10 protein-coding genes are annotated in these 11,995 nt (G+C 71.5%); 2 read left to right on the top strand and 8 right to left on the bottom strand.

Features of this window, described 5'->3' with window-relative positions; genetic code table 11:
• Positions 1-43: 43 nt before the first annotated feature.
• The 8 genes from KVS71_RS08430 to KVS71_RS08465 form a co-directional block, all read right to left on the bottom strand.
• The gene (locus KVS71_RS08430; RefSeq protein ID WP_217584327.1) at positions 44-1,657 is read right to left on the bottom strand and encodes an ABC transporter substrate-binding protein; all 1,614 of its coding nucleotides are present in this window, start codon (positions 1,655-1,657) and stop codon (positions 44-46) included.
• Between the two features lie 83 nt (positions 1,658-1,740).
• A complete protein-coding gene (locus KVS71_RS08435) occupies positions 1,741-3,267 on the bottom strand; it encodes a serine hydrolase domain-containing protein (RefSeq protein WP_217584328.1) in 1,527 nt (508 codons plus the stop codon).
• On the bottom strand, positions 3,264-3,977 hold the full coding sequence (locus tag KVS71_RS08440; RefSeq protein WP_217584329.1) for a type 1 glutamine amidotransferase: 714 nt from the start codon (positions 3,975-3,977) through the stop codon (positions 3,264-3,266). Before KVS71_RS08440 ends, KVS71_RS08435 begins: the two co-directional genes overlap by 4 nt.
• Positions 3,974-5,104, bottom strand: coding sequence for a dipeptidase (locus KVS71_RS08445; protein WP_254635586.1), 1,131 nt, complete (start codon positions 5,102-5,104; stop codon positions 3,974-3,976). Before KVS71_RS08445 ends, KVS71_RS08440 begins: the two co-directional genes overlap by 4 nt.
• Entirely contained in the window at positions 5,088-5,975 is an 888-nt protein-coding gene (locus KVS71_RS08450) for an aminotransferase class IV (protein ID WP_217584330.1), read from the bottom strand. The genes KVS71_RS08445 and KVS71_RS08450 overlap by 17 nt, the downstream gene beginning before the upstream one ends.
• Before the next feature lie 30 nt (positions 5,976-6,005).
• Positions 6,006-7,154 carry an o-succinylbenzoate synthase gene (gene menC, locus KVS71_RS08455; RefSeq protein ID WP_217584331.1) on the bottom strand — a complete coding sequence of 383 codons (1,149 nt, stop codon included), beginning with the start codon at positions 7,152-7,154 and terminating at the stop codon, positions 6,006-6,008.
• Positions 7,151-7,840 (bottom strand): SIS domain-containing protein, encoded by a 690-nt coding sequence (locus KVS71_RS08460; RefSeq protein ID WP_217584332.1) that lies wholly within the window; start codon positions 7,838-7,840, stop codon positions 7,151-7,153. The genes menC and KVS71_RS08460 overlap by 4 nt, the downstream gene beginning before the upstream one ends.
• Positions 7,837-8,613 (bottom strand): GNAT family N-acetyltransferase, encoded by a 777-nt coding sequence (locus KVS71_RS08465; RefSeq protein ID WP_217584333.1) that lies wholly within the window; start codon positions 8,611-8,613, stop codon positions 7,837-7,839. Before KVS71_RS08465 ends, KVS71_RS08460 begins: the two co-directional genes overlap by 4 nt.
• 93 nt (positions 8,614-8,706) lie before the next feature.
• Here KVS71_RS08465 and KVS71_RS08470 point away from each other — a divergent pair, with 93 nt between their 5' ends.
• A complete protein-coding gene (locus KVS71_RS08470) occupies positions 8,707-9,855 on the top strand; it encodes a M20/M25/M40 family metallo-hydrolase (protein WP_101845197.1) in 1,149 nt (382 codons plus the stop codon).
• Between the two features lie 314 nt (positions 9,856-10,169).
• On the top strand, positions 10,170-11,975 hold the full coding sequence (locus KVS71_RS08475; protein WP_368874614.1) for an ABC transporter substrate-binding protein: 1,806 nt from the start codon (positions 10,170-10,172) through the stop codon (positions 11,973-11,975).
• Positions 11,976-11,995 lie beyond the last annotated feature (20 nt).

The raw sequence follows: 11,995 nt of genomic DNA on the forward strand, positions 1-11,995 counted from the left end.
TCGATCACTCCGCCCGCTCCCTCGAAACGACGGCCGCCGGATGTCAGCCGAGGCTCACATCGTAGAAGAGCGGCCGCCCGTAGAGGTCGTAGTCCAGACCCTGCACACGTTCGCCGACCGCCGTGATCGCCGAGGGGCTGTAGAGCGGGACGATGGCCGTGTACTCCGCGTTCCACTGCTGCAGCTGCGTGTAGAGCTCGTTGCGGGCGTCCTGATCACTCGACGCGACGGCCTCTTCCAGGAGCGCGTCGATCTCCGGATCGCTCACCTGCGAGGCGTTCTGGAAGCCGTCGGTGTGCAGGTGCGCACGGAGGAAGTCGGCGTCCACGCCCGAGAAGCCCCAGTCGGTGAGGTCGAACGTCTTCGGCTCGTACTGGGCGTTGTAGGCGCCGGGCTCCAGCTCCTCGCGCTGCACCTCGAAGCCGATGGCCTTGAGGTCCGACTGGATCGCGTTGGCCAGCGCCGCGCGGTCGTCCGGGACCGGGGTCCAGGCGATCCACCGCACGGACAGGCGCTCGCCGTCCTTCATGCGGATGCCGTCGGCGTCGCGCTCCGTCCACCCGGCCTCGTCGAGCAGGGCGTTCGCGGCGTCCTGATCGAACGGCCAGGAGTCCTCCAGCGACGCGTCGTAGCCCGGGGTCGTGCTGCCGAGGATGCTCCATGCCCTCGGGAACTGCCCGAAGTAGATCTCCTCGACCGCCGCGTCGACGTCGATGCCGCGGGCGAACGCCTGCCGCACCTTCTCGTCGGCGAAGACGCCGTACTTCTCGTTCAGGTAGAGCGAGTAGGGCAGTCCGGGGTACTCCACCGAGTCGACCGTGACGTCGGCGTCGTCCAGACCGGCGACCTGGTTCGGCGGGATGTTGCTGGCGAGGTCGGCCTCCCCGCTCTCGATCACTCCGGTACGCACCGACGCCTCCGGCTGGATCTGCACGCGCAGCGTCTCGAACGCCGGCGCCTTCGCCTCGTGCGGACCCCAGGCGTAGTCGTCGTTGCGCGTGTAGACGATCTCCTGGTCTGCGGTGTACTCGGTGAGCACGAAGGGTCCGGTGCCGACCGTGACGTCGGGGCCGCCCGCCTTGAGCTTGTCGGCCGACTCGGCCAGCACTGCCGGCGAGTAGAAGCCGAGCTGCGGGGTGCTGGCCGCCTGCAGGAACGGCGCATACGGCTGCGTGAACGAGACCTTCACCGTGTGGTCGTCGACGACCTCGGTGCCGTCGTAGAAGTCCGCACCGAGCATGCTCCCCGCCTGAGCCGAGGCGGTCTCCGGGTCGACGATCCGGTCGAAGTTCGCCTTGACGGCCTCCGCGTCGAACGGCTCGCCGTCGGTGAAGGTCACATCGTCGCGCAGCGTGAACGTGTACTCCGTGCTGTCCGGCGAGACGTCCCAGCTCTTCGCGAGCCACGGGCTGAACGTGCCGTCGTCCTCCTGGAAGACCAGGGAGTCGAGCACCGCCCGCTGCACCATGCCGGAGACGTCGAGCTGGCTCACCTGCGGGTCCATGTGCCCGGCGGACAGGTTCGCGCCCTCGATCGACCACACGAGCTCACCGCCGTCGCTCTCCGTGGACGGGCCGGCGCACGCGCTCAGCACCAGGGCGGTGGCGGCGGCGAGCGCAGCGAGGGGCAGGAGGCGACGCACAGGGGTGGCGGGCATGAGGATTCCTCAGAACGGACGGGTCGGGATGTCTCCATCCTAGGGCGGTTTTTTGGACCCGGTCGATCTGTGCCGTCCCGGGATCAGGGGGACGGCAGGATGATCCGGTGTCGCTCTGCGGCCCCGGCCCCTTCCCCCGCGACACGTGTCCGCCCTGGCGCGACGACCGCCGCGCTCACCCCCTGCACGCGAGGCTCCGGCAGCCCGACCAGCCGCACGTCGACGAGGAGGTCGCCGCGGTTCCCCGCGATCCGCCAGCGCAGCTCGGCCTCCGTCGCCGCGGCCACCACGCGATCCGGGAGCGGGGCCTGCTCTGCGCGGAATCCGCCGATCTCCTGGACCTGTGCCGCCAGCCGGGCATCGCGGACGTCGGCCGGGATGTCGTCGAGCACATGGTCGGCGAGGAACGGGTACGTGGCGGCAGGCCGTCCGGAGCGGATCGCGGCATCGAGAGCGTGCGCGGCGGCGACCGTCTCCGCCCACGGGTGCAGGACCGCGGAGGGGGCGTCCGTCTGTTCGAGCAGCTGCTGGAGCGCGGCGCCTGCGATCCGCCGGGCGCCGAACTCGTCGGAGTTCCCGAAGGCCACGACGCCGATGCCGGTGGCGGCATGCCAGCGCATGTGCGCCGAGAATCCGGGAAGGCCGCCGGAGTGCTGCACGACCCGCCCGAACCGCCGATCGTCTTCGACGAAGAGGCCGTAGCCGTAGCCAGCCCCCGCGAGATCGCGCCCGTCGAACATCGCCGACGGCACCGGGATGGGGGTGCGGGCCTGCTGCAGTTCCCGTCGCGACGCCGGAGCCAGCACGGCGGGCGCCAGCGGGTCGTCGGTGAAGGCCGAGCCGAGGAACCACATCCATCTCGCGATGTCGTCGACGGTGCTGAACATGCTGCCGATGCAGCCGAGTGCCCCGGACCCCACGAACGGCTCGGGGCGGAACGTGGCGCCGTCGTCGAACGTCCGGAACCCGCCGGCCAGCGTCTCGGGCGCGTAGCCGTCCGCCCCGTGCCCCGTCCGGCGCAGTCCGAGGGGCTCGAGCAGGGTCTCCCGGATGACGTCCTCCACGGCCCGCCCCGTCACCGCTTCCACGACGCGGCCGAGCAGCGACTGGCCGAGGTTGGAGTACTGGTAGACGGTTCCCGGCGCGGCCGCGAGCCGCACCCCACCCGCGAAGAGCGCCGCGATCTCCGCGCGGGAGGCGCCGAGATGGCGGTCCACCCAGGCGTTGTCCTCCCCCAGACCGGACCGGTTGGAGAGCAGCAAGTCGCCGGTGACCTCGACGTCGGCGCCCCGATACTGCAGCCGGACCTCCGGCAGGTAGGTGCGGATCGGCGCGTGGAGGTCGAGCAGGCCGCGGTCGCGCAACGAGAGCACGGTGGCGGCCAGGAAGCTCTTGGACATCGACGCGATGCGGAAGACGGTGTCCCGCGTCGTCGGGGCCTCATCGGCGCGGGGATGGCCGTGGGTGAGCACTGCGCGGACGCTTCCCCGTTCGGCCACCGCGGCGATGGCGGCCGGGGCGGCACGACGCGCGCGCTCGTCCAGGCCGTGGCGGAGTGCCTCCGCGGCGGTCTCCTCCGTGACGAGGAGATCCGCATCCTTCCCGGTCATGCGGGGACCCCGGCGCGCACCTCGTCGGCGAAGGCCTCGATGAGCGCGCGGCTGGCCGCGGTGTTGTGATCGTGCACGCGCTCGGCGGCGGCGATGAGGGCGGGAAGCGAGCGTCCCTCTCCCCGCAGTGCCGCGTCGTCCCAACGGGCGAGGTCGGCCGCGGACGCCTCGGGATGGAACTGCACGCCCCGCACCCGAGCCCCCAGCCGGAAGGCCTGGTTCTCGACGGCGGCGCTCGTCGCCAGCAGCACCGCCGCGGATGGCAGCCGCGTGATCATGTCCTGATGGTTCTCGATCATCGGAGCCTCATCGCCGAGGGCCGCGAACAGGGCGTCGGCACGTCCCGCCGCGGTGGGGCGGATGGAGGTCGCGCCGCGTTCGATGGGTCCGGTCTTCTCGGCGACCTCGCCGCCGGCCACGTGGGCGAGCAGCTGACCGCCCAGGCAGATACCGAGGGTGGGGAGGTCACGGTCGATGGCCTCCGCGGCGAGCGCGCGCTCGGCGGCGAGCCACGGCGCGCGGTCATCGTCGTCCGGCATGAGCCCGCCGCCCAGCATGACGAGTCCGGCGTAGCCGTCCAGGGAGGTGGGCAGCGGCTGCTCGGCTCCCACGATCTCGTCGACGTCGATCGCCTTCTCCCGCAGCCAGGTGCCGAGGCGGCGCGGGCCGGAGCTCGCGGAGTTGACGATCACGAGGACGCGCGGGGTCACAGCGCCCCCTCCCGGATCGTCGTGTCGACCGCCGGAGCGAGCGCGGCCGCGGCGGGCTCTCCTGCACTGCCCGCGAGAAAGGCCTCGTGGTCGGGGTCCGACGCCTCCAGCACCCGGAGGACGTTCTCGTGCGCCAGGGCCCGGGTGTCCTCCTCCGACCAGCCTCGACGCCGCAGCTCGGCGAACAGCGCCGGGTACCCCGAGACATCGCCGAGACCGTCCGGCATCGCATCGGAGCCGTCGTAGTCGGCGCCGATCCCGACCGCATGTGCGCCGGCCACGCGACGCACGTGGTCCAGGTGATCGGCGACGTCCGCGACGCCGACGCGCGGCGCCTCTCCTTCTCCCCCGGCTTCCCACCAGTCGCGGCGGCCCTGCGAGACGAACGTGGGGACGAACGGCACCATCACGACGCCGCCCTGCGCGCCGATCGCGGCGAGCACGTCGTCCGGCACGTTGCGGGGGTGGTCGCACAGGGCGAAAGCGCCGGAGTGGCTGACCATCACCGGGCGGGTCGTGATCTCCAGAGCATGCCGCATGGTCGTCGGAGCGACGTGCGAGAGGTCGACGAGCACACCGATGCGGTTCATCTCGCGCACGACCTCGCGTCCGAAGTCCGTCAGGCCGCCGTGGCGCGCCTCGTCGGTCGCGGAGTCCGCCCAGGCGATCGTCCGCGACCAGGTGAGCGTCAGGTACCGCGCGCCGAGACGCGCGAACTGCCGCAGCACGGCCAGCGATCCGCCGAGCTGGTCGCCGCCCTCGATGCCGATGAGCGAGGCGATCCGCCCCTCCGCCATTGCCGCACGCACGTCGGCCGCCGTCCGAGCGATCGCGAAGCGCTGCGGGTGGGCGTCGACGAGGCGGTGCACGAAGTCGATCTGCTCGAGCGTGGCCACCACCTGCTCCGCCCCCTCCAGCACGGGATCGACCCAGACCGACCAGAACTGGCCGGCGACCCCGCCCGCGGTCAGCCGCGGCAGATCGGTCTGCGTGGCCGTCACCGGGCCGGAGAGCTCCGCGACCCGGTAGCCGAGCAGCGTCCTGCTCGCCCAGGCGAGGTCGTTGTGGCCGTCGATCACCCGATCGATCGGCAGGTCCGCGTCGACCATCTCAGTCCTCTCGTCCATCCAGCACCGCGTTCATCCGCGCGGTAAGCACCGGGTCCACGGCGCGCGCGACACCGTCCAGCTCCCGCACGGGCACCGCACCGCGGGTGCTGGAGCAGAGCCAGAGGGCGTCCGCCCGCTCCAGATCGTCCCGCATCATCGGACCGACGCGGGAGGGCACCTCGGCGAGTCCCGCGAAGACGTCGGCCTGGGTCGTCCCGGGGAGCACCCCGTGCTCGGACGGTGGCGTGACCAGCGTCCCGTCGAGCCGCGCGATCAGCGTCGACCGCGGCCCTTCGAGGACGAACCCGTCGGCGCTGACGAAGACGACATCGTCCGCACCTCGGCTCCGTGCCTCCCGCAGGGCCGCCTGGTTCACGGCGTACGCGAGGGACTTCGCTCCCTGCAGCAGCCAAGGCGCGGTCTCCATGACGTCGTGCCGGTACCCGCGGTCGAGCACCACCGCGGAGACGCCCCGCGCGCGGACGGCCTCCGGGTCCTCTGCCGCGAAGCCGAGCACCCACCCCGTCGGTCCGGCCGGGTCGATCTCGTCCCCGCGGGTCATCGCGAACTTGATCGAGGCGATCTCCCCGTCGCGGAGCACTCCGGGGCGGGAGACCTCGGCGGCCGCGCGGCGCACCGCCCGCGCCCACAGCTCTCGGCCTGGCGCGGGCAGCCCCAGGAGCTGCGCCGAACGCTCCAGCCGCGCGAGATGCGCCTCCAGCGCCTGCGGCCTGTCCCCGCGCACCACGGCGGTCTCGAACACGCCGTCGCCGCGGGTGACGCCGAGGTCGGTCGCCCGGATGATCGGCTCCCGTGGATCGACGGGGTGGATCCCGTCCTCCGCGGCCTCGGCGGCGGGATCGAGCCGGTACAGCAGCAGTGCACGCATGGGATTCCGCTCTCGCAGGTTCGGGGTGGGTCAGCCCACGGTCAGGACGGCCTCGGGGGCCTCGGCCGCGGAGGAGTCGAAGACGCGGGACGCGTCGCGGGCGATGCGCTCGGCGAGTACCTCGTGTCCGATGCCCGGTCCGGTGGGGACCGTCACGCGACCGGCGACGGCGGTCACCGGAGGCGCGATGATGTCGGACTCGTAGTACTTGTCCGATCCCGACACGTCCGACGGCAGCAGGAAGCCGGGCAGGGACGACAGCGCGACGTTCGCAGCTCGCCCGACGCCGAACTCGTGCATCCCGCCGCACCACACGGGGATGCCCGCGTCCTGCGCAACGTCGTGCGCGGCGCGGGCGACGGTGAGCCCGCCCATCCGCGACACCTTGATGTTGAGGACCCGCCCTGCACCCAACCGGATCATGGTCCGCAGGTCGCCGAGGTCGACGACCGACTCGTCCAGGCACACGTCCGTGTCGAGCCGCGCCTGCAGATCGGCGTGGGCCACGAGATCCCGCGGCGCGAAGGGCTGCTCGATCATGGTCAGCGCCTCGCGATCCAGGCGCGCGAACACCGCGGCCGCCCGCTCGTCATCGGCGTAGGCGCCGTTCGCGTCCACGTGGAGATCGAGGTCGGGGTAGGCGCCGCGCACCGCACGCACCGGCTCGACATCCCATCCCGGAGCGATCTTGAGCTTGACGCGGGGGTAGCCGGCGGCGCGCTGCAGCTCCACCTGCGCGAGCAGCTCGTCGATCGACGGCTCGATGCCCAACGACACCCCCGCGACGACCTCGTCGCGCGTCCCGCCCAGGGCCGCGGCGAGCGCGACCCCCCGCCGCCGGGAGGCCAGGTCCCACACCGCACCGGAGAACCCGGCCTTCGCGAACTCGTGCCCGCGGACACGCGCCCACGACGCCTCCAGCTCCGCCGGCTCCTCCCCCTCGGCACGGAGCAGCGCGGGCACGAGGTACCGCGTGGCGATCTCCCACGCGGTGACCGTGGTCTCCGCACCGTAGAACGGATCGCTCGGGGACGCGATCTCCCCCCAGCCCGTCCGGCCGTCGGCATCGGTGACCTCGACGAGCACATGTTCGATGCCGGATTTGCGGTGCGAGCTCGTCTCGAAGCTGTGACGCAGCGGCTGGCGCAGGGCGAACAGCCGGACGCGGACGACCCTCACGCCTCCTCCTCGGGGCGGGACCGCGCGGTCTCGGGGCCGTAGAGACCCAGGCGGGCCACCAGCCGGTCGCGTTCGGCCAGCCGCCGACGCGCTCCCTTCGCGCTCGCCGTGGTGAGCGCGCTCAGCAGGTGGCACACCGCCGCAACCGGGGTCGGGGAGTCGGCGTATGACGCCGATCCGGTGCGCACCCGGATGAGCGAGGTCGCGATCGATGCGAGCGGGGCGTCCTCGCTGTCCGTGATGACGACGAGCTGACCCCCGGCTTCATGGAAGAGCCGCCCGAGCCGCACCGTCTCCTCGCGGTAGCGCCGCAGGGAGAACGCGATGAGCACGTCGCTGGCCCGCACGTCCGTGAGCACGGTGAGCGGCTGCAGCGCGTGCCCGTCGACGAGGAACACGTTCGACAGCGTCGCCGAGAGATCCGCGTTGAGCAGCTGCGCGTACGCCGCCGCCTTGCCCTCGCCGGCCACGTACCGTCGTCGGGCGCCGAGCAGCAACGCGGCGGCCTGCGGCACCTGGGCCGAGCGGCTGAGCTCCTCGAAGGTCTGGGCGAGGGTGCGCTGCTCGGTCTCGATGATCCGCGCCTGGATGCTCTCGGCGGAGAGGTTGGTGCGGATGCGCTCGCCGTAGCGGTCTCGCGGAGAGACGAGGTCGCGATCCTCCTGGTCGTGGTCGTGGTCGTTCATGCCGTGCCCTCCCGAGATGTCGCGCGGTAGACCGCCGTGTCGTCGTCGAGGCGCGTGGCCCCGACGAGGACGTCCCCGCGGCAGAATGCCGCGGTCATCGTCCGCTCCAGATCCCGCCGGAGCGCCGCGCGCTCCTCGGCGTCGAGGGCGCCGGGTCGCGTCGGGATCGCGATCCAGGTGCCGCCGTCCGCCGCCACGGCTCGCCCCCAGTCGTCCGGCCCGAGCACGGGCGGGACGGGAAGCGACCGACGGGCCGGGCGATCGGCGACGTCCAGGTCCCACGAGACCACCAGACGGTCGGTATCGGGACGGGCGTAGTAGTCGCGCTCGTAGGCGATGCCGACGGCCCCGAGAGAGCTCAGGTTGAAGTGCGCGTTGCGTGACAGCAGCGGATCGAACGTCCACCGCATCGTCCGCTGCCCCCAGCGCAGGGCCACGGCACGCTGCGCGAGCTTGAGCGCCTGGCCGACGCCGCGTCCCTGGTGCGCGGCATCGACGGCGGCCGCCTGCGAGTAGTGGAAAGACGCGCCGGTGGTGTCACAGCCGGCGAACCCGTAGGCGAACCCGATCAGCTCTCCGTCGTCGGCGAAGGCGCCGACCGCGGAACCGCCGTTGCGGGCGAGGGCGGTGAGCAGGTTGGCGTTGAGGGCGTACTCGTTCTCCGTGTATGCGAAGACGCGGGCGTACAGCGCGGCGGCCTCACGGAACTCGGTGTACCGGGTGAGTTCGCGGCAGCCGTGGGCGACACCGGCGGCCACCGAAGAATGAGGCACGATACGTTTCCTAAGATCGAGGATTCCTGCTGCTTTGAGCGATGCTATCGGCGGGTTGCGGGGCGATCAAGGGGCAAGATACGGTTCGTAACCGTGACGACTCTCTCGGCAGTGCGCGACGGGGACCATCCTTCCGACGACATCATCGCACTCGTGCGCGAACTCGTGCTGATCGAGACGCCGAGCCGCGACACGGAGGCGAGCGCCCGCATCGCCGACCTGCTGTCCGCCTGGTTCGCCGGCGTCGGCGGCAGCGTCCAGCGGATCCCGCACGAGCTCGGGACGGATCTCGTCATCGACGTCCCCGGTACCGGAGACCCGGTTCTCCTCATCGGCCACACCGATACCGTGTGGCCGGTCGGCACCCTGGCGGACGACCTGCCGTGGACCGAGGACGGGGATGTCGTGCGCGGCCCCGGCGCCTACGACATGAAGGCCGGCATCGTGGTGATGCTCGAGGCCCTGCGGCACCTGCAGTCCGTGCCGCTCGAACAGCGGCGCGCCGTGCGGATCGTGCTCGTCGCGGACGAGGAGATCGGCTCCCCCGTCTCGGGCCCCCTGCTCGCGGAACGGGCCAGGGGCGCGTCCTGCGCCATCGGATTCGAGTCCCCGCATCCCGACGGCGCCCTCAAGGTCGGCCGCCGCGGCAGTGCCCGGGTGCGCATCGCCGTCACCGGCCGCGCGGCCCACGCCGCACTCGATCCCGAGCACGGCGTCTCGGCGATCGACGAGCTCGTGGACCAGCTCCTCCTGGCCCGCGCGATCGTGGCCGACCCGGAGCTTCCGAGTCCGGTGCTGTGCAACGTCGGCGTCATCGACGGCGGCGCGAGGACCAACGTGGTGCCGGCGCACGCGGCGGCCGAGATCGGCCTCCGCTTCCGAGACCCGGACAGCGAGCAGCGCGTCCTCACCGCCCTCCAGGAACTGGCGCCGGTGCGCCCCGGCGCCCGCCTCGAGGTCGCCGTGCTGAGCGCCCGGCCCGCCTGGCAGGCCTCGGCGGAGGACACCGACCTCCTCGCCCGGATCGCCGCGGCCGGCGCCGCACTCGGCCAGCACGTCGACGGCCGCCCCGCGGCCGGCGCGGGCGACACGAACCTCCTCGGCGGAAAGGGTCTGCCGACCGTCGACGGCTTCGGCCCCCGGGGCGGCGGTGCGCATGCGCTGGACGAGCACTTCCTGCGCTCCTCCCTGCACGAACGCATCGCGCTCCTGCGTGCCGTGCTCACCGTCCCGGCGGAGTGACGATACGATTCCGGTTCGCGTGCCCGACCCGAACCGGCCCGAGATACGTTCCGGATGTCCGCGTCGAGAAGTCATCCTTCGCTCCCGTCATTCCGATGCGCGCATCCTGGCATCCGCGTGTTTCCGCTGTGTTACACCCGCTCGACGGCCGGCGATCTTTCGGATCCGCGCGATTTTTCTTGCGCGATACGCATCGAATGTCTTGACCACAGGGCCGTCTTCCGCTTGCATGGTCAGCACCGACCCGGCTTCACTGTGGATCCGGGCGGCGCCCGAAGGGACCTTCCATGCGTCTTGCCCCCCGCTCCAGAACCGTGCGAAGTCTGACCGCCGCCGCGATCGCCTCCGCGCTCCTCCTCGCCGCTCCGGTCGGTGCCGCTCAGGCGCAGTCCGTCAGCGCCGCCACCGAATCCCCGGCCTCCGACACGACGCTCCGGATCGCCACCTCCGGGTTCGTGGACACGTTCAACCCGTTCATCTCGATCTACCTGACGCCGACGAACATCATCCGGTACGTCTACGAGTCGCTCGTGCAGAACGACGCCGAGGACGGCTCGCCCACGAAGGGCCTCGCCGACAGCTGGGAGGCGACCGACGGTGGTCAGACGTGGACCTTCACCCTCCAGGACGACCTCGTCTGGTCGGACGGCGAGCCCATCACCTCCGCCGATGTGAAGTACACGTACGACCAGATGATGACGGTGCCCGCCCTCGGCACCGCCAACGGCAACCTCGTCTCCAACTTCGACACCGTCGAGACCCCCGACGACAAGACCGTCGTGATCACCCTGAAGACCCCGCAGGCCCCGAACCCCGGCTCGGAGATCCCGATCGTCCCGAAGCACATCTGGGAGGAGGTCGACGACCCGACGACCTTCACCAACGACGCCGACGTGGTCGGCTCCGGCCCGTTCGTCCTCGACAGCTACTCGGCCAACCAGTCCATCGTGCTGAAGGCGAACGAGAACTTCTGGCGGGGCGCCCCCAAGATCGACGCGATCCAGTACGTGTACTACACGAACTCGGACGCCCAGGTGCAGGCGCTCAAGGCGGGCGACGTCGACCTCGTCACGGGCCTCACCCCCACCCAGTTCTCGGCACTCGACGGCGTCGACGGCATCACCACGCACTCCGGTGAGGGCCGCCGCTACCATTCGATCAGCATCAACGTCGGTCAGCAGACCCGCGACAACGTGCCCTACGGCACCGGCAACGCCGCGCTGAAGGAGCTCGAGGTGCGCCAGGCCATCCGTCTCGGCACCGACACGGCCACCCTCCTCGACAAGGTCCTGGACGGCGAGGGCACGCTCGCGACGAGCTTCATCCCGGCGTCCTTCCCGAAGTGGCACCTGTCGGACGACGACGACGTGATCGTGGGCTTCGACCCCGAGGCCGCGCAGGCGAAGCTCGACGAGGCGGGCTGGGTCCCCGGCGCGGACGGCATCCGCGAGAAGGACGGCCAGCGCCTGAGCCTGCGCCTGCTGACGGACGCGGACGACGCGAACGAGCAGTCCATCTCCGACTTCTTCGTCCCGTGGATGAAGGACATCGGCATCGAGATCACGGTCGAGTCCACCGACTCCGACACGATCAGCGCGAAGGCCACCTCCGGCGACTACGACCTGTACTTCAGCGGCTGGTCGGTCAACCCCGACCCCGACTACCAGCTGGGCATCAATACCTGCATGAACCTGCCGACCGCGACCGACGGCACCGGCGGCACCACGCAGGACGGGTACTGCAACCCGGAGTTCGACGAGATGTACGCCGCGCAGCGCTCCGAGATCGACGCGGAGAAGCGCCAGGAGATCGTGCACGACATGCTCGCGCTGAACTACACCGACACCGCGCAGGTCGCCACCTGGTACGCCAACTCGCTGGAGGCCTACCGCTCCGACCGCTTCACGGGCTTCACGCTGCAGCCGAAGGACGGCGGCATCATCGCCAACCAGGCCGGTTACTGGGGCTACCTCACCGTCGAGCCCGTCGAGGGCGCGACCGCCGGCGGCACCGGCACGAACACCGGACTCCTCATCGGAGGCATCGTCGTGGGGGTGGTCATCATCGGAGGGCTCATCTTCTTCCTGATCCGTCGCCGCAACATCGCCGACGTCGAATGAGTCCGGCGAGACGCCGCGGG

The organism is Microbacterium sp. GbtcB4, from assembly GCF_019091465.1.
Taxonomy (GTDB): domain Bacteria; phylum Actinomycetota; class Actinomycetes; order Actinomycetales; family Microbacteriaceae; genus Microbacterium; species Microbacterium paraoxydans.

Bases quoted from the DNA above. Each gene is read 5' to 3' on its own strand.
- KVS71_RS08430 (WP_217584327.1), bottom strand. From the start codon at position 1,657: ATGCCCGCCACCCCTGTGCGTCGCCTCCTGCCCCTCGCTGCGCTCGCC.
- KVS71_RS08435 (WP_217584328.1), bottom strand. From the start codon at position 3,267: ATGACCGGGAAGGATGCGGATCTCCTCGTCACGGAGGAGACCGCCGCG.
- KVS71_RS08445 (WP_254635586.1), bottom strand. From the start codon at position 5,104: ATGGACGAGAGGACTGAGATGGTCGACGCGGACCTGCCGATCGATCGG.
- KVS71_RS08450 (WP_217584330.1), bottom strand. From the start codon at position 5,975: ATGCGTGCACTGCTGCTGTACCGGCTCGATCCCGCCGCCGAGGCCGCG.
- KVS71_RS08460 (WP_217584332.1), bottom strand. From the start codon at position 7,840: ATGAACGACCACGACCACGACCAGGAGGATCGCGACCTCGTCTCTCCG.